Genomic DNA, 16,272 nt, shown 5'->3' on the forward strand with positions numbered 1-16,272 from the left:
GCCGTAGCATCAGGGGAGGATGTGCGTTTGGCGAAACTCTATTTCACCTATTCCGCCATGAATGCGGGAAAATCGACCATATTGCTGCAGTCGGCACACAATTACCGCGAGCGCGGCATGAAGGTGACCCTCTGGACCTCTCCGCACGTAGCAGCCGACCCTGACGGGGTCGCGATGATCTCCTCGCGTATCGGACTTTGCGCCGAGGCGCGCATGTTCGAAAGCCAGATCGATCTTTTCGCTGCGACCCAGGCCGTTCATGTCGAAACGCCGCTTGATGCGGTCCTGCTGGACGAGGCCCAGTTCCTGACGCGCGCTCAGGTCTGGCAGCTCTCACGCGTCGCAGATGCGCTTTCCATCCCGGTCCTCTGTTTCGGTCTGAGGACCGATTTCCGGGGCAAGCTGTTTGAGGGGGCGGCCGAGCTGCTGGGCATTGCCGACAGCCTGCGCGAGATCCGCACCATCTGCCATTGCGGCAAGAAGGCCACCATGACGGCCCGTTTCGGTGAAGATGGCAGGCCCCAGACCAAAGGCCAGCAGGTCGATATCGACAAGGAGCACTATGTCTCCCTCTGCCGGGCGCACTGGAAGGAAACGACGGGCCTTCATCGCGACTGAGGGGAACCTCCAGCCTGCTGGCCGGGTTGATCGGGCATGGAGCAGAACGCTCCAGCTGACAGCAGACAAAAAGGACCTGCCATGCCTACCCCTGACGGACATACCACAGCCATCCGCGCCTCACGCGTCATCGGCACCGACGTCTATTCGACCACCGGCGACAAGATCGGAGAGATCGAGGACGTCATGCTCAACAAGCTCGACAACAACATCATGTTTGCCGTTGTCGGCTTTGGCGGCTTTCTCGGTATCGGCGAGAAATTCCACGCCATTCCATGGGCCTCGCTCGACTATGAGAAGGACAAGGGCGGCTATGTCGTGCCCTTCTCGGAGAAACAGCTGAAGGATGCGCCCGCCCATTCGCTCAAGGAGCTGACCAAGGATGACGGCAAGGCCGCGCGCGACTCGGCTTTCGACTATTACAAGGTCGAACGCTACTGGGTGGTCGGCGCCGACTAGATCTTCCCGCGCCCATACATATCCGGGAGAAGGGCTGGCCGCGCGCCGGCCCTTTTTTCGTATCGATTGCATCCTTCATTTGCAAATGCGAGGCATTATCGATAGGGAATAAGGCGTATAGCCATCGGCTTTTAGTTCTTCTATTGCGTCCATGAACGCCCTTGTTTCCGGGGCGGGAACGGGTCAATTGCGAAACTGTCGAACGAATTGGGATGAGAGATGACGACTGCCAGCACTGAGACAGCCGCCCCGCGCGTCAATCCGAACGCGCCGACCGAAGAGACCGTGCTCGAGGTCCAGCACTATACAGACCGGCTGTTTTCCTTCCGGATTACCCGCCCGCAGAGCTTTCGCTTCCGCTCGGGCGAGTTTGTGATGATCGGCCTGCCGCGCGAGAATGGCAAACCGCTGCTGCGCGCCTATTCGGTCGCTTCGCCAAGCTGGGACGAGTCCCTGGAATTCTATTCGATCAAGGTGCCGGACGGGCCTCTGACCTCACGCCTGCAAAAGATCCAGCCGGGCGACAAGGTGCTTCTGGGCAAGAAGCCGACGGGCACGCTGGTGCTCGATGCGCTGACGCCGGGCAAGCGGCTTTACATGTTTTCCACCGGCACCGGCTTTGCGCCCTTTGCCAGCCTCGTGCGGGACCCGGAAACCTATGAGAAGTTCGAGGATGTGATCGTCACCCATACCTGCCGCCAGAATGGGGAGCTGCAATACTCCACCAAGCTGGTTGAGGATCTGGTGAATGACCCGCTCGTCGGCGAAATGGTGCACGGCAAGCTTAAACTCTTTACCTCCTGCACGCAGGAAGACTCTCCGCGCATGGGTCGGCCGACCGATCTCATCCGCTCGGGCGAACTGTTCAAACAGCTGGGCCTTCCGCTGCTCGACCCGTCGACTGACCGGGCCATGATCTGTGGCTCCATGCCCATGACGCTGGAGATGAAAGAACTGATGCAGGAGGCGGGCCTCACCGAAGGCTCCAACGCCGCCCCGGCCGAGTTCGTCATCGAGAAAGCATTTGTGGGGTAGGGACACCACCTGGGCCAAAATTTCAGTTGCGCTGGAAAATGCCAGATAGCTAAATAGGACTCTGTTCCACCTAGAGATTCCTATCGATGAAAGCTGTATATGTGGCTGCCGGGGCATGCGCCCTGATCCTGTCGGGCTGCGAAAGCACCTCTGATTATTACTATCCGGACCAGTCTCATACGAGCGACAGCTATTGTGACGATGGCGGCCGTGTCACGCGCCATTCCGGCGTTAGCGGCGGCCAAGGCTATGTCTATTTTGTCAATCATTCCAGCCAGAGCGTGACGGCCTTTGTCGACTATGCCGATGGCCGGTCTGATGGCAGCGACTTCATGGATTACTCAGACGGGGTAGAGCCAGGCAAAACTTCAAAGACCTGGTATCACGCGCCGAATGCCGACTATTCGACTCGCATGATCTGCTCGCAGGATCTCTGGAATGCGCTTGGGTCCTGAGCCTTCGCGCGCAGAAGCCGTGAGAGCCTAGCCCATCTGACCGCGATGGCGCAGCTTTGCGTCCGCCAGGACGCAGGCCATCATCGCTTCTGCGACCGGAACCGCCCGGATGCCGACACAGGGGTCATGACGGCCCTTTGTGCGCACATCGACTTCATCGCCGCCGCGTGTCACAGACCGGGTCTGCGTCAGGATGGATGAGGTCGGCTTGATCGCCACGCGCACGACAACGTCCTGACCCGTGCTGATGCCGCCTGCGACCCCGCCATTATTGTTCGACAGAAAGCGCACGCCCTCATTGCCCATGCGCATCTCGTCGGCATTTTCTTCGCCCGAATAGGCCGCTGCCGCAAAGCCTGCGCCGATCTCCACGCCCTTGGCGGCATTGATGCTCATCATGGCGCCGGCAAGTTCAGCATCGAGCTTGCCATAGATGGGCGCGCCCCAGCCGGCCGGCACGCCGGAAGCGTGAACCTCGACCACAGCGCCGGCGCTGGAGCCTGCCTTGCGGGTCTCGTCCAGGAAGTCTTCCCATTGGGCTGCCGTCTTCGCATCTGGGCACCAGAAGGGATTGTTGGATGTCTCGTTCCAGTCCCAGTTTTCGGGGTCGATCATGTGTGGGCCAATCTGGACCACCGCGCCGCGAATGGTGATGCCATCGCCCAGAACACGCCGCGCCACGGCGCCTGCCGCGACCCGCATCGCAGTCTCACGCGCTGAGCTGCGGCCGCCGCCGCGATAGTCGCGGACGCCGTATTTCTGGTCATAGGCATAGTCGGCATGTCCCGGCCGGTAGCGGTCGCGGATTTCCGAATAATCCTTGGAGCGCTGGTCGACATTCTCGATCATCATCGAGATCGGCGTGCCGGTCGTGACCTGCCCATCCGTGCGGTCATCTTCGAAGACACCGGACAGGATGCGGACCTCGTCCGGCTCCTTGCGCTGGGTCACGAAGCGGCTGGTGCCGGGCTTTCTCTTGTCCAGAAAGCCCTGCACGAAGGCCTCATCCAGCGGCAGGTTTGGCGGGCAGCCATCCACCACGCATCCAATGGCCGCCCCGTGGCTTTCGCCCCAGGTGGTCACGCGGAAAAGGTGGCCGAACGTATTGTGCGACATGGCTGCCCGTCGTCTGTCTGGCTGTGACTGCGTGGGCCTTAAGAGCCCAGCAGACCTTTCACAGCCTCGCGCTCTTCGCGCAGTTCCTTGTCGGTCGCATCCATGCGGGCGCGTGAGAATTCACTGATCTCAAGGCCCTGAACGATCTCATATTTGCCGTCCTTGCAGGTGCAGGGATAGCCATAGATCACGCCCGGCTCAATGTTATAGGAGCCATCAGCCGGAATACCCATGGAGACCCAGTCGCCATCCGCCGTGCCCAGCGCCCAGCTGCGCATATGGTCGATGGCAGCCGAGGCGGCCGACGCGGCGGAGGAGGCACCGCGCGCCTTGATGATGGCGGCGCCGCGCTGCTGCACGTCCGGAATGAAGGTGCCTTCATACCAGTCCTGATCGACCTTCGACATGGCTGCCTCGCCCTTCACCGTGGCGTGGTGGAGGTCCGGATACTGGGTCGAGGAGTGGTTGCCCCAGATGATCATCTTCTTGATGTCGGTATTGTGCGCGCCGGTCTTCTCGGCCAGCTGGCTCATCGCACGGTTATGGTCGAGACGGACCATGGCGGTGAAGCAGTTCGGGTCGAGGTCCGGCGCGGCCTGCTGGGCGATCAGTGCATTGGTGTTGGCCGGGTTGCCGACGACGAGGACTTTCACATCGCGTTTGGCATGGTCGTTGATCGCCTTGCCCTGCGGGCCGAAGATCGACCCATTGGCTTCCAGAAGGTCCTTGCGCTCCATACCCTGCTTACGCGGCATGGCGCCGACCAGAAGGGCGAAGTCGCAATCCTTGAAGGCGACGTTCGGGTCATCTGTCTGGACGATATTGTTGAGCAGCGGGAAGGCGCAGTCATTCAGCTCCATCACGACGCCTTCAAGCGCGCCGAGGGCTGGGGTGATCTCAAGCAGGTGCAGGTCGACCGGCTGGTCCGGGCCGAGCATGTCGCCAGCGGCGATACGGAAAAGCAGGGCATAACCGATCTGGCCAGCGGCACCTGTAACGGCAACTTTGACGGGCTTTTTCATGGGAGGCTTCCTTCCAGCAATTGCGTTCTGTCTTGTTGGCCGCATCAATGGCGAATTTGCGGGCCAAGGGCAAGCACCTCACACCCTGGGCGCGCGTAAAGCGCGCACCCCCATGTTAGAGATTTGCCAAGCGGGCCAATGGCAATACGCTCATGAACAGACAAGACCGGGAGGATAGAAAATGAGCTATGACTTTTCAGGCAAGAATGCCGTTGTCACCGGAGCGAGCCGCGGAATCGGCAAGGCGATCGCGAAGACACTTTCCGAAGGCGGGGCGCGCGTGGCGCTCGTCGCGCGCAGCGTCGAGGCGCTGGAGGAGCTGGCCAAGGAGCTGCCGGGCGAGTCTGTGGTGATCCATGCCGATCTTCGCTCGTCCGATGGCTGGAAACCGACGGCAGAAGCGATCGTCGAACAGCTCGGCCCTGTCGACATCCTCGTCAACAATGCTGGCGTCAGCGTCCACGAACCGGCCGGTCGCGTGACCGAGGACAATCTGGACATGACGCTGAACGTCAATGTCAGGAATCTCATCCTGCTGACCGATGCGCTGACCGACAGCCTCAAATCGCGCAAGGGCAATGTCGTGAACATTTCCTCTGTGTCCGCCAGCACGGGCAGTGTCGGCCAGATCGCCTATTCGGCCTCAAAGGGCGCGGTAAATTCCATGACCCGCAACATGTCGATCGACCTTGGCCGCGCCGGCGTGCGCGTGAATGCCGTGGCGCCGGGTGTCATCGACGACGGCATGTGGACGACAGCGTTCGAAAGCGGGGCTGTCGACCGTGAGAAGACGATGGCAGGCATTGCCAAGGTCATTCCGCTGGAGGGGCGCTGGGGCAGCGCGCAGAACATTGCCGATGCTGTCGCATTCCTTGCCTCCGACAAGGCTGATTATATTACCGGACAGGTGCTGCGCGTAGATGGCGGCATCCTGGCCTGAACCAGAAGACAGGAGAGGCTCCTATGAGCGACAGTCACGTCATCCCGCCGACCCCGACAGAGGCCGACTATAAACGCGATAGCGAAGGCAATCCGTTGATCGCGAACAGCTCAGACCCTCTGGCGCTGTTCAGCGACTGGATGGCGGCAGCGCGCGAGAAGGAGCCCAATGACGCGAACGCCATGTCGCTGGCCACGGTCGATACGCATGGCCGGCCGGATGTGCGTGTCGTGCTTCTGAAATCGGTGGGCGAGGAAGGCTTTACCTTCTACACCAATTTCGAGAGCGCCAAGGGGGTCCAGCTCAAGGACAATCCCTACGCTGCACTTGGTTTCCACTGGAAGTCGCTTCGCCGTCAGGTCCGGGTGCGGGGCGCCATCGTCTCTGTGCCGGAGACGGAGGCCGACGCCTATTTCGCCTCCCGCGCCAGGGCGAGCCGGATCAGCGCCATCGCGTCCGACCAGTCTCGCCCGCTGCCCTCACGCGATGTCTTCGCAGAACGGATCGACACGCTGCAGGAAGAATATCAAGGCCGGGACGATATTCCGCGCCCCGAGCACTGGGGCGGCTACCGGGTCGTGCCGGAAAGTATCGAGTTCTGGCAGGATCAGGCCTTCCGCATGCATGACCGACTGAAATTCACGATGAAGAACGGCGTCTGGACCGCCGGGCGGCTTTACCCCTGAGGGGGAGGGCTGCCCGGCGCGCCCGGCTTCAGATAAGTCCGGCGCTTTCGCGCTGGACAATGAGGTGGGGCACCCCGTCGCTTGTCTTGTCCCAGGAAATACCCTCTTCGGATATCATCGCTTTCACGCGCTGGCGGAGGCCCGAAAAGCTATCGAATTCAACCACATCCACGGGTTCATCAAAGTGGAGCGTGACCTCGTAGCCCATCCCGCCGGCAAGCTCGCGCACGCCATGGACGCGGCCCTCAAAGGGCTGTTTCAGATAGCGGCCGGAGACGCGCTCGCCGACCTGGAGCGGAATTTCCGGCTGGTTTTAAAGCCGCGCGGAGGCTGTGTTCCAGTCGCGATAGCCAAGCTCATGGGCAACCGTCTCCAGTGCCTTTGCGTGGCTGATACTCTGGCCCCGGCGGGCCGCTTCGGCCCGGATCTCTCGCGCACGGGCCTTGGCCTGCGCTCTCGTCATGATCGTGTGTGACATGGGTGTCGTCTTTCGCATGTACCGACCGGCTGTCTGGGGCGGGCGTTCGCCTTGCCGCTTGGCCGGTCTTTCATGGAAAGGACAGCTAGCGTGACATGCAGGGCCTCACGGCCCCGGAGATCTTCACCATCGGACATTCAGGCCCGGCGAACGGCAGGCGTCTCTCACCATGGGGCGGGCTCATACGCCCGGCCGGCGAAAACGTCAATGGATCTGCGATGGCTGCCGCCCGGAGAGGCGAGCGAAGACTAGAGGTCCTCGACCCGCGCGCCTTGCGCTTCCAGGACGGGCCGCATTTCCCAATAGGCCTCCGGCGTGCGCAAGAAAGGGATGCGCGGGTGCAGGTGATGCACGATGTGATACTGCATGCCGAGCGAGCCGATATTGCCAAGCGCGGCGCGGAAGCTGCGCGTGTGGCGGTAGCGGGAGGTTTCATTCGCCGGATGGTGCGGCGCCCAGCTCAGATAATACTGGATATAGATGTAACCGACATGGTGCGGCAGCCACCAGAGCGCGGCGGCCTCGAGCGCATACCCATTCCAGGCCAGCGTGAACATGATGGTGAACCAGACGGTGCGATAGATGATCGCTTCCATCAATATGTCCATCCGGCCAAGGCGTTTCAGCGTTCGGGCATAGGCATTGAAGCCGCCGCGTGAGCGGGGCTGGGTGTTCTGGATCGCCTGCCAGATGGCCTGGAGCGGGCCGTCCGCGCGTGAGCTGTAGTCCGGGTCGAGCTTCGGGTCATTGGTGTGCAGATGGTGCTGCGTATGGGTCGTGCGTGCCAGCCGATACGGCAAGGCGAGTGGCACGATGGCGAGATGCCCGACAAGCTCATTCAGCCATCTGAGGCGCGAGCCCGGCCGGGCAATGATGTCATGCTGGGCTTCATGCGAGGGCAGATAACCGAGAATCGCCAGGAGTGTTGCCGCGACAAGACCGGTCCAGAGCGGGATTACGTCTAGAAAGACCAGCGGCCAGAGCGCCAGCCATCCGGCAAAGATCGAAAGACCGGCTATCGTGGCGAGCCATGGAAACTTGCCGATATGGCGCCGCGCAATCTCGCGTTCGACGCGGGCTAGCTCCTTGGGTGTCAGTTGTGACAGGTCGCGATTTGCCATCAGATCCAGCGTCCCCTGATCTGGGCGCAGATGCCGAGTGTCATTGCAATGGCAAAGCCGGCCAGAAGTGGCGGCATGCCAATAGGCATCGGAACATCCAGCGCCTGAAAAGTCTGTGAAAGCAGAGGGGTCAGGAAACCAGCCGCCCAGATCAGCGGCCCAAACCTGAAAATATGTCGCAGCGTCGCAATTCGCATTGCGCGGCCCCCCAGCCCTTCGTCCCAATATGCCAGCTCAGGAGCCTGAATGCTCTCCGCCGGCTTCTCTACTGAGGATTAAATGCCGCCAAAAGGTGAAGATTGTCTTTCCAAGAATAAAATATTGAAGCCTTTTGGCCGCTTTTCCGGCCGATATTCGCAATGGCTTCAATAAATACAGCCGCGCGCAGCCGAGAGGGGGGCTTTGGTCAGGCCCTCCTCGCCAAGCAGTCGATAGGGTTCATCGGTTGCAAGCAGAACGAGCCCGCTCTCTACCAGGGATTCATATTCTGAGGGGTCGCCATCCGCCCAGTACTGGTCGTCGAGACGCTCGCCAGGGCGCCCGAGCGTGCCAAACGCGCTCTCGATGCCCTTGCTGGCAAGCCCGCGCCACTTGCCGGGGCTCGGCTCATTTGTGCCGGTCCAGGCGATCAGTTTCTCCGGGTCGACGCCGCCTTCAAGCAGTTTTGCTTCATGGGCGCGGTTGCCCACACCTGCCGTCATCATGAGGTCGGGCGCAAGCTCTGCGACCTGCCAGGCTTCCTCATCATTATAGGTGATCATGATGACATTGTTTTCCGCACCGGCGGCGCGCACGGCCTCTACGATATTGCGAAAGCTCGTCGTTTCCTTGCGGTCGAGCTCGAGGATGGCGCCCGTTTCCACTGCCCAGTCCAGCGCGTCGGATAGCTGCGGCGGGTGAAACTGTGTGACCCGGCCCTCATTATCGACCAGCCGCAGCTTCGAAATGTCGGCCCAGTCGGCATCAGCCACAGGGCCTTCACCGCTTGTCGTGCGCGTCAGGGAGCGGTCATGCATCAGGAAGAGCACCCCGTCGCGGCTTTCGGCGACATCGATCTCCATGACTGGGGCGCCCGCATCATAGGCATATTGCAGCGTCTCGACCGCATTCTCGGGATAGCCGGGGGCCGGGCCGCCGCGATGGGCGGCAATCAGCACCCCGCCTTCCTCGCGCACGCAATCCATCACGTCAGGCAGGCCAGGGGCGCTGCCGGTCTGATCAGCTGTTTCCTGCGCCGCGGGGGTCGATGACCCGGCCGTGTCTGCAGGTGCGGCAGGCGACTGTCCGCAGCCGGCCAGAACCGCGCCCATGAGGCAGGCGCCCGCCAGAAGATGCAGTTTGGACATGGGACCTCGTTCGCCATCGCTTGCTGTTGAAGAAACCGGGACATAGAAGAAACCGAACGCAACGGAAACCCGTGAAAAAATCCTGGAGGAGAGAATATGCAGGGCTTGATGCAAAACTGGCAGCTGACCGTCGACAAGGTGCTCGACCATGCCGCCCACAATCATGGCGACCGTGAAATCGTCACCCGCGAAGTCGAAGGCAATATCACGCGCACCAATTACCGGACCCTGCACACCCGCGCCAAACAGGTCTCTTCCGCGCTGAAGGCCGACGGCATCAAGCTCGGCGACCGGGTCGCGACCCTCGCCTGGAACACGGCCCGCCATATGGAAGCCTGGTATGGCACGATGGGGATCGGCGCTGTCCTTCACACGATCAATCCGCGCCTGCATCCCGACCAGGTCGCCTGGATTGCCAACCATGCCGAAGACCGCATCCTGCTTGTCGATACGACCTTTCTGCCCATCGTCGAGGCGGCCAAGAGCCAGCTCAAGACAATCGAGAAATTCATCGTTCTGACCTCACCTGAGAATGTGCCGGACAATTCGCTCGGCGCGATCTCCTTTGAGGACTGGATCAAGGACCAGTCGACCGATGTCGTCTGGGGCGACTTCGATGAGCAGACGGCCTGCGGCCTCTGCTACACGTCCGGTACCACGGGTAACCCGAAGGGCGTGCTCTATTCGCACCGCTCCAATGTGCTGCACACCTACATCACCATGGGCGTCGATACGCTTGGCATGGGGGCGGCCGATGTGGTCCTTCCGGTGGTGCCGATGTTCCACGCCAATGCCTGGGGCCTTGCCTTTGCCTGTCCGGCAACCGGCGCAAAGCTCGTCATGCCGGGCGCCGACATGTCCGGTAAGGCGATCTATGAGCTTCTGGACAAGGAGAAAGTGACGATCACGGCGGCTGTGCCGACGGTCTGGCTCCTGCTCCTGACCTATCTTGAAGAGAATAATCTGAAGCTGCCGCACCTGCGCAAGGTCGTCATCGGCGGGTCCGCCGTGCCGGAGCGTATCCTGCGTGCCTTCGAGGAAAACTATGATGTCGAGGTCTTCCATGCCTGGGGCATGACCGAGCTTTCGCCGATGGGCACGCTCGGCGCGCTGCCGGCCGCGCTTATCGATGCGCCGCACGAGGAACAGATCGCCTTCAAGCTGAAGCAGGGCCGGCCGCCTTTCGGCGTGGAGCTCAAGATCGTTGACGATGAAGGCAATGAACTCCCGCGCGACGGGGAAACCTCCGGCCGTCTGATGTGCCGCGGGCCTGCCATTTCGCAATTCTATTTCAAGGCGGACGAGCCTGCCGTCGATGCGGATGGCTGGTTCGATACAGGGGACGTCGCCACGCTGGACGAACATTCGACCATGCAGATTACCGACCGTGCCAAGGACGTCATCAAGTCCGGCGGCGAATGGATCAGCTCCATCGACATCGAGAATTTCGCTGTTGGCCATCCAAAGGTCGCCAATGCCGCCGCCATCGGCATCTATCACCCAAAATGGGATGAGCGCCCGCTCCTCATCGTTCAGCCGGCGGACGGCGAGACGCCCAGCAAGGAAGACGTGCTGAAGCAGCTGGAAGGCAAGATCGCGAAATGGTGGACGCCGGACGATGTCCAGTTCGTGGACGAAATTCCGCTTGGCGCGACCGGTAAGATCAACAAGCTGAAGCTGCGCGAGATGTTCAAGGACTACAAGCTGCCGACGGCCTGATCCGATGGACCTTCAGCTGAAAGACAGGGTGGTCTTTGTCGCAGGCGCTAGCCGCGGTATCGGCCTCGGGATTGTCGAGACGCTTCTGGAAGAAGGCGCCCGCGTTGCCATTGCGGCACGCGGCGCCGGCAAGCTGGAAGAAGAACGCGCCCGCCTCGCCGCTCAATATGGCGAGGACAGGTTATGGGCACGGGCTGGCGACCTTCGCGAAACGAAGACGCTGGAAGAGATGGTCGATGCCATCGAAAGCGAGTTCGGTCCGCTCTGGGGTGCTGTCGCCAATGTTGGCCTTCATCCCTGTCCGCCGGGCTTCGATGTCGATGATGACACCTGGACCGGCGGCATGCAGCAGAATCTCGACAGCGCCTTCAGGCTCGCACGCACCTGTCTTCGCAAGATGGAGCCGCGCGGCGAAGGGGCCTTGCTGATGATCTCGTCGATTGCGGGGATGGCCGCGATGGGCTCCCCGCTGACCTATGGCACTGCCAAGGCCGCGATGAACCATCTCGTGCAGGAGCTCGCGCGCATTACCGGCCCATCCGGGGTTCGCATCAACGCCATCGCCCCCGGTAATATCATCTTTCCGGGCGGCGCCTGGCAGGAGCGGGTCGAGGGTGAGCGCGGCGCGGTCTGGCAGAAATGGATCAAGCGCGAAGTGCCCTTGCAGCGCTTTGGAACGCCTGAAGAGATCGGGTCCGCGGCGGCTTTCCTGCTCAGTGAGCGGGCGAGCTTCATGACCGGGGCCATCGTGCCGGTCGATGGGGGCCAGACAAGACAGAGCTGACGGCACGGAGCTTGCGTCGGGCAAGGCCTTGCCAAAGCCGCTGTCCCGGCTATGGCTCGCATCAACACATAATGTCCAGTCGGGGAGGCCGGAATGAGTGCAGCAGAGAAGAAATCAGGGTTCAGGAAGAAGCTCGCCGCCGGCGCGCTCGCCGTCTCGATCTTCGTTATCGTCTGGTTCGCGGTCGCCGCGCTGGGCTCAAAATACGGGCTCTGGGGCTGGCAGTTCGGTCTCGGGACCATGACTGCGGTGTGGGGCAAGTGGCTTAGCTTTTTTGCTGTAGCGCTCTCTGTGATCGCCCTGGTCCTTGGCTTCGTGAAGGCGCCGCGTGTTCAGCCGGTCATCCTGGCTCTGGCGGCGCTTCTCGTCTCTTCAATGGTTCTATTCCGCCTTGCAGGGTTTGGTGCGCAGGCCGGGTCCCTGCCGCCCATCCACGATATTCAGACCGACTGGTCCGAACCGATCACCCTGTCGGAGTCCCTCATTGCACAGCGCCGCAGCGATGGCGCGACCAATCCGGTTGAGGATGATCCCACCATTGCAGACTCCGCAGACAGCCGCTGGCCCGGCATGGGTGGGCGCCGTGTTGCCGAGGTTCAGGAAGAGGCAGAGGGTGAACGCACAATCGATGGTGAGACGGTGCCGCCCGCCTATGACCGCCCGATCGAGCCGCTCTATTTCGATCAGTCGCCGGGCGAGATCGCGACCTATGTGCTCGAAATCGCCGAAAATCGCGGCTGGGACATCTTCTCGCGCCCCGAAACGGGACAGGACGTCGAGCGCACCATGATGGAAGCGACCGAAACCTCGACCTGGTTTGGCTTCAAGGATGATGTCGCCGTGCGCATCCGCGCGGTGGAAGGGGCAACCCGTGTCGACATGCGCTCCATCAGCCGTGTCGGGCTCTCCGATCTCGGCATGAATGCCCGCCGTGTGTCGAGCTTCATGGACGAACTGGAAGCACGGGCTGATGGCCGGCGAGAGCCATAGGCGCGGCGTTCCAGCCGCGCGATGGCCCGGGAAGACTGTCGACCCCGCGACGATTTTCGGCTACACGATAAGGGCTGCGTGACTGGCGCTTGAGGTGGGTCACCACTGGGGAGCGCAGCACTGGACAAAGCCGTGCGCCTGGGCATGACCCTCACCTCTCAAAGGAGGCTGCCCATGCCTGACCACTCCCCGCTTTCCGTCGCCTTTCTTGTCTTTCCGAATGTCACCCAGCTGGACCTAACAGGCCCCGCGCAGGTGCTCTCGCGCCTCGGCAATACCAGTGTCGACCTTGTCTGGGCGTCGACAGATCCCGTGCCGACCGATTCCGGTTTTCCGCTGCTTCCCACCAGAACTTTCGATGAGGTCACCCAGGCCGATATTCTCTGCGTCCCCGGCGGCTTCGGCGTGATGGATGTCATTGAGGACAAGCGGGCGCTCGACTGGGTCAAAAGGATCGGTCAATCGGCGGACTGGGTGACGAGCGTGTGCACCGGCGCGCTCGTACTGGGCGCGGCAGGACTGCTCAAAGGCTACCGCGCGACCACGCACTGGGCCTCGCACGACCAGCTCGCCTTCTTTGGGGCAGAGCCGGTTAAACAGCGCTTCGTGATCGACAGGAACCGCGCCACCGGCGGCGGGGTCACCTCGGGTATCGATTTCGGTCTTGCCCTGGCGGCTGAAATCCGCGGGCAGGCGCATGCGAAATTCATCCAGCTCTCGATTGAATACGACCCCCAGCCACCCTTCGATTCAGGTACCCCCGACAAGGCGGATGCGCAGACGCTTGAGCGCTACTGGGCGCTGGTCGAACAGGCGGCGCCCGGCCGGCGCGAGAAGGTGAAGTCGATCGCAAAAGGTCTCGGCTTCTAGAGCCGGGGCGAACCCAAAGACCGCGAGAAATAACGCGCCCTCATCCTGAGCCTGTCGAAGGATGAAGAGGCTAGGGCGTCTAGCCGGCTGACTGGAGCGCGGTCCAGCGGAATTCCGACCTCACGGTCGGCTTCTGGTCGGCCGTCTCGACCCGGCCTTCCTCGACCAGTTTCAGCATATGGCCGAGAACCGACATGGCGGCGGCCGGGTGCAGGCGCTTGTCGACATCGGCATACATGGTCTCGACCATTTTCGGGATATTGGTCTCGCCTGCCTTCAGATGTTTGATGACGGCGGCTTCGCGGTCCAGCCGGTGCTGGCGATAGGCGCCGATAAAGCCGTTCACATCCTCGCGCACAGGCGAGCCATGGGTCGGCCAGAGAATGTCGAAATTGCGTTCCTCAATCTTGTCGAGCGAACGCATATAGTCGGCCATATTGCCGTCGGGCGGCGCGACAATCGTCGTCGACCAGCCCATGATATGGTCGCCGGAGAGGCAGGCATTTTCCTCGCGCAGGCCAAAGCATAGATGGTTGCTGGTGTGGCCGGGCGTCTCGATCACGTCGAGCGTCCAGCCGGGACCGGAGATCACATCGCCATCACCGATCTTCACATCCGGCTGGAAACCGAGATCGTCGGCCGAGCCAAGCTCGCCCTTGGCGGTGGGGACGCCGCAATTCTTCGCATAGGTCTTGCAGCCGGCCCAGTCGGCCAGCGGCTGGGCAAGCGGGGAATGGTCCGAATGGCCATGCGTTACCAGGACATGGGTGATGGTCTCATCCTTCAGGATGGCCTTCAGCGCGTCGAAATGCTCGGACTGGTCAGGGCCCGGATCGATGACCGCGACCTTGCCATGGCCGATAATATAGACCCCGGTCCCGACATAGGTGAAGGGGCCCGGATTATTGGCAATCACACGACGGATCAGCGGCGAGACCTGCTCGACCTTGCCGTATTCGAAGTCGATTTCTTTGACGAATGGAATTCCCAACGCGAACCCCCTGTAACTAGCGTATTCGGACCTGGACGATATCTAGGCGGAGCGCTTGGGCGCAAACGCGGTGACAAAAGCGCGCGCCATGCGGCGGGTCGCCTTCAGCTTGTCACCCAGATTCAACGCCACGGGCGGCCCCATGTCTGTCTTGTTCGCATCCACAATGTAGATACGACCGGATTGACGGTCACGTAAGATATCTACCCCGCCCCATTCCAGTCCTATCTCTGCGGCAAAAGCGCTAATCACTGCTATTTCTTCGGCAGAATAGCATTTGCGGGGCTCATCCAGAATCACATCCGCATTCTCATTGAGGAAGCGGCGGGCAATGGGCCGGCGTTTGCGGAACACCACGGTCGGTACGCCGCCAACGATGCAGCATCGCAGATCCTCGACCAGACCGCCCTCAATCTCATTGTCGACAAGACGCTGATAGGTCTTGCCTTCGATCGGCTCCATCGGGCCTTCGATGATGCGCCCGTCATGGCAGGCATTCTTTTCCGACTTTTCCACCATCGGGCCGGTATAGATGGTCGGATCGACCTTCAGGTTATAACCGGCCGCCCGGCCAAAGCTTTCTGCCACGCAGGTCTTTGAGATGTCGGTACAGCCGAAATTGACCAGACGCGCGCCGGGCTTGGTTTTCGGCGTGCGCGCATGCGTATGGGTCGAATCGTCGAACTGGAAGACGATGTCGGCCTGCGACACATCAGAGATAAGCTTGGCGCCAGAGGCATGCATGACCGGCCAGATAAAGTACCATGGGCGCGGCTTGTCTGGATGAAAGGCGATGGTCGGGCGCTTGTGGCCGGTAATCCGTCGCCAGGTACGCCAGGACTGGGCCATTGTATAGAAGGTCAGCCAGGTGAGAATATCATTGGCCAGCTGCCTGTTGGCAGGCACCCGGTGGCCCGTTTTCTTTACGAGCCAGGCGCCGTCTTCATATTTGAAATCTGCCAGCCAGTTTCTGGACATTCTTTATCACCTGCGTTCGACCGCCGACCCTCTGTTCGGGGCGCGGAAATCGCACGCCTTACATCCCTCTGCAACTCATAAAGCGCTGATGTTGCTTGAGCAAATCTTTACTGCTGACAGCCTGGCCTGGATCAGAGCAGGGGTTTCAGGCCGGAGAGGTCGTATCCTGCGCCTGCGGCGGCCTCGATGATCTCGTCCGACTGGCCCTGGCCGCCATGTGTGAGGGCCCATGCCGTGATGGAGCGGGTGCCGGTGCGGCAATATGCCAGTGCCGGGGAGGGGGCCTCAGCCAGAATCGAATTCATCCGTTCAATGATTTCTGGCGTCGGTGCGCCAGAGAAGGGCAGGGCGACAAAAGTCAGCCCCTTCTCCTCGGCACGGGTGCGGATAGAGCCCATACGCGGCTGGTCGACCCCGCCTTCGCCGTCGGGACGGTTTGCGATGATTGTTTTGAAGCCCGCTTCGGCGATGGCATCGACATCGTCCTCTGAAATCTGCGGCGCGACAGAGAAATGATCTGTCACGGTTCGGATATCTACCATCTGTTACCTCGGTGTCATGTGGCGTTGACAAGCATTCGTCTGGCGTGAACCTAAGTAGCCTCCGGCGAAGTTCCAAGCCTCGCCTTACGCTTCTATTGGATCGACGAAGAGATTTCCTGAAC

Annotated in this window: 17 protein-coding genes, 1 pseudogene and 1 riboswitch; of the genes and pseudogenes, 10 read left to right on the plus strand and 8 right to left on the minus strand. The window is 61.4% G+C overall.

The features are described 5' to 3' along the window. The first annotated feature begins 27 nt into the window (after positions 1-27). From ABNU55_RS08800 to ABNU55_RS08815, 4 genes are all read left to right on the plus strand, one after another. Positions 28-618: a thymidine kinase gene (locus tag ABNU55_RS08800; protein ID WP_290753682.1), complete on the plus strand. Its 591-nt coding sequence runs from the start codon at positions 28-30 to the stop codon at positions 616-618. A gap of 81 nt (positions 619-699) precedes the next feature. Then, positions 700-1,077 carry a PRC-barrel domain-containing protein gene (locus tag ABNU55_RS08805; protein ID WP_290753679.1) on the plus strand — a complete coding sequence of 126 codons (378 nt, stop codon included), beginning with the start codon at positions 700-702 and terminating at the stop codon, positions 1,075-1,077. Positions 1,078-1,296: 219 nt separating this feature from the next. Beyond that, a complete protein-coding gene (locus tag ABNU55_RS08810; RefSeq protein ID WP_348764308.1) occupies positions 1,297-2,112 on the plus strand; it encodes a ferredoxin--NADP reductase in 816 nt (271 codons plus the stop codon). Between the two features lie 86 nt (positions 2,113-2,198). Further along, positions 2,199-2,567 carry a hypothetical protein gene (locus ABNU55_RS08815; protein WP_290753674.1) on the plus strand — a complete coding sequence of 123 codons (369 nt, stop codon included), beginning with the start codon at positions 2,199-2,201 and terminating at the stop codon, positions 2,565-2,567. 27 nt (positions 2,568-2,594) lie between these two features. Here ABNU55_RS08815 and aroC read toward each other — a convergent pair whose 3' ends face one another. Together aroC and ABNU55_RS08825 are read right to left on the minus strand one after the other, a co-directional pair. Then, positions 2,595-3,683 carry a chorismate synthase gene (aroC, locus tag ABNU55_RS08820; protein ID WP_348764309.1) on the minus strand — a complete coding sequence of 363 codons (1,089 nt, stop codon included), beginning with the start codon at positions 3,681-3,683 and terminating at the stop codon, positions 2,595-2,597. Positions 3,684-3,721: 38 nt separating this feature from the next. After that, on the minus strand, positions 3,722-4,705 hold the full coding sequence (locus ABNU55_RS08825; RefSeq protein WP_290754048.1) for a malate dehydrogenase: 984 nt from the start codon (positions 4,703-4,705) through the stop codon (positions 3,722-3,724). Positions 4,706-4,886: 181 nt separating this feature from the next. Here ABNU55_RS08825 and ABNU55_RS08830 point away from each other — a divergent pair, with 181 nt between their 5' ends. Both ABNU55_RS08830 and pdxH read left to right on the plus strand, forming a co-directional pair. After that, on the plus strand, positions 4,887-5,645 hold the full coding sequence (locus ABNU55_RS08830) for an SDR family oxidoreductase (RefSeq protein WP_290754050.1): 759 nt from the start codon (positions 4,887-4,889) through the stop codon (positions 5,643-5,645). 23 nt (positions 5,646-5,668) lie between these two features. Further along, a complete protein-coding gene (gene pdxH / locus ABNU55_RS08835) occupies positions 5,669-6,331 on the plus strand; it encodes a pyridoxamine 5'-phosphate oxidase (protein WP_290754053.1) in 663 nt (220 codons plus the stop codon). Between the two features lie 28 nt (positions 6,332-6,359). Here pdxH and ABNU55_RS08840 read toward each other — a convergent pair. The 3 genes and pseudogenes from ABNU55_RS08840 to ABNU55_RS08850 all read right to left on the minus strand — a co-directional run bounded on the left by ABNU55_RS08840 (position 6,360) and on the right by ABNU55_RS08850 (position 9,276). Next, positions 6,360-6,827, minus strand: a pseudogene (locus ABNU55_RS08840) (glyoxalase superfamily protein). A 230-nt stretch (positions 6,828-7,057) separates the two neighbouring features. Then, positions 7,058-7,930 (minus strand): fatty acid desaturase, encoded by an 873-nt coding sequence (locus tag ABNU55_RS08845; protein ID WP_290754056.1) that lies wholly within the window; start codon positions 7,928-7,930, stop codon positions 7,058-7,060. Between the two features lie 365 nt (positions 7,931-8,295). After that, positions 8,296-9,276 carry a glycerophosphodiester phosphodiesterase family protein gene (locus tag ABNU55_RS08850; protein WP_290754059.1) on the minus strand — a complete coding sequence of 327 codons (981 nt, stop codon included), beginning with the start codon at positions 9,274-9,276 and terminating at the stop codon, positions 8,296-8,298. Positions 9,277-9,372: 96 nt separating this feature from the next. Between ABNU55_RS08850 and ABNU55_RS08855 the strand changes: the two genes are divergently transcribed. The 4 genes from ABNU55_RS08855 to ABNU55_RS08870 all read left to right on the plus strand — a co-directional run bounded on the left by ABNU55_RS08855 (position 9,373) and on the right by ABNU55_RS08870 (position 13,639). After that, a complete protein-coding gene (locus tag ABNU55_RS08855; protein WP_290754061.1) occupies positions 9,373-10,995 on the plus strand; it encodes a long-chain-fatty-acid--CoA ligase in 1,623 nt (540 codons plus the stop codon). A 4-nt stretch (positions 10,996-10,999) separates the two neighbouring features. Then, the gene (locus ABNU55_RS08860) at positions 11,000-11,779 is read left to right on the plus strand and encodes an SDR family oxidoreductase (RefSeq protein WP_290754063.1); all 780 of its coding nucleotides are present in this window, start codon (positions 11,000-11,002) and stop codon (positions 11,777-11,779) included. A 93-nt stretch (positions 11,780-11,872) separates the two neighbouring features. Continuing rightward, positions 11,873-12,769 carry a DUF1499 domain-containing protein gene (locus ABNU55_RS08865; RefSeq protein WP_290754065.1) on the plus strand — a complete coding sequence of 299 codons (897 nt, stop codon included), beginning with the start codon at positions 11,873-11,875 and terminating at the stop codon, positions 12,767-12,769. 68 nt (positions 12,770-12,837) lie between these two features. After that, a riboswitch (ZMP/ZTP riboswitch) is annotated at positions 12,838-12,920 on the plus strand. Between the two features lie 23 nt (positions 12,921-12,943). Then, complete coding sequence (locus tag ABNU55_RS08870; protein ID WP_290754067.1) at positions 12,944-13,639, plus strand: DJ-1/PfpI family protein; 696 nt, start codon at positions 12,944-12,946, stop codon at positions 13,637-13,639. 79 nt (positions 13,640-13,718) lie between these two features. On the opposite strand, the gene ABNU55_RS08875 is transcribed toward ABNU55_RS08870, so the two are convergent. The 3 genes from ABNU55_RS08875 to ABNU55_RS08885 form a co-directional block, all read right to left on the minus strand. Continuing rightward, entirely contained in the window at positions 13,719-14,630 is a 912-nt protein-coding gene (locus ABNU55_RS08875) for an MBL fold metallo-hydrolase (protein ID WP_290754069.1), read from the minus strand. Between the two features lie 42 nt (positions 14,631-14,672). Further along, entirely contained in the window at positions 14,673-15,608 is a 936-nt protein-coding gene (locus ABNU55_RS08880) for a hypothetical protein (protein ID WP_290754071.1), read from the minus strand. 131 nt (positions 15,609-15,739) lie between these two features. Continuing rightward, complete coding sequence (locus tag ABNU55_RS08885; protein ID WP_290754073.1) at positions 15,740-16,150, minus strand: TIGR01244 family sulfur transferase; 411 nt, start codon at positions 16,148-16,150, stop codon at positions 15,740-15,742. Between the last annotated feature and the right edge of the window lie 122 nt (positions 16,151-16,272).

This window comes from uncultured Henriciella sp., from assembly GCF_964005855.1.
GTDB lineage: Bacteria > Pseudomonadota > Alphaproteobacteria > Caulobacterales > Hyphomonadaceae > Henriciella.

Coding starts and splice junctions, on each gene's coding strand:
- ABNU55_RS08885 (WP_290754073.1), bottom strand. CDS start 16,150: ATGGTAGATATCCGAACCGTGACAGATCATTTCTCTGTCGCGCCGCAG.
- ABNU55_RS08870 (WP_290754067.1), top strand. CDS start 12,944: ATGCCTGACCACTCCCCGCTTTCCGTCGCCTTTCTTGTCTTTCCGAAT.
- ABNU55_RS08850 (WP_290754059.1), bottom strand. CDS start 9,276: ATGTCCAAACTGCATCTTCTGGCGGGCGCCTGCCTCATGGGCGCGGTT.
- ABNU55_RS08810 (WP_348764308.1), top strand. CDS start 1,297: ATGACGACTGCCAGCACTGAGACAGCCGCCCCGCGCGTCAATCCGAAC.
- ABNU55_RS08845 (WP_290754056.1), bottom strand. CDS start 7,930: ATGGCAAATCGCGACCTGTCACAACTGACACCCAAGGAGCTAGCCCGC.
- ABNU55_RS08860 (WP_290754063.1), top strand. CDS start 11,000: ATGGACCTTCAGCTGAAAGACAGGGTGGTCTTTGTCGCAGGCGCTAGC.
- ABNU55_RS08830 (WP_290754050.1), top strand. CDS start 4,887: ATGAGCTATGACTTTTCAGGCAAGAATGCCGTTGTCACCGGAGCGAGC.
- ABNU55_RS08805 (WP_290753679.1), top strand. CDS start 700: ATGCCTACCCCTGACGGACATACCACAGCCATCCGCGCCTCACGCGTC.
- ABNU55_RS08815 (WP_290753674.1), top strand. CDS start 2,199: ATGAAAGCTGTATATGTGGCTGCCGGGGCATGCGCCCTGATCCTGTCG.
- ABNU55_RS08825 (WP_290754048.1), bottom strand. CDS start 4,705: ATGAAAAAGCCCGTCAAAGTTGCCGTTACAGGTGCCGCTGGCCAGATC.
- aroC (WP_348764309.1), bottom strand. CDS start 3,683: ATGTCGCACAATACGTTCGGCCACCTTTTCCGCGTGACCACCTGGGGC.
- pdxH (WP_290754053.1), top strand. CDS start 5,669: ATGAGCGACAGTCACGTCATCCCGCCGACCCCGACAGAGGCCGACTAT.
- ABNU55_RS08855 (WP_290754061.1), top strand. CDS start 9,373: ATGCAGGGCTTGATGCAAAACTGGCAGCTGACCGTCGACAAGGTGCTC.
- ABNU55_RS08865 (WP_290754065.1), top strand. CDS start 11,873: ATGAGTGCAGCAGAGAAGAAATCAGGGTTCAGGAAGAAGCTCGCCGCC.
- ABNU55_RS08880 (WP_290754071.1), bottom strand. CDS start 15,608: ATGTCCAGAAACTGGCTGGCAGATTTCAAATATGAAGACGGCGCCTGG.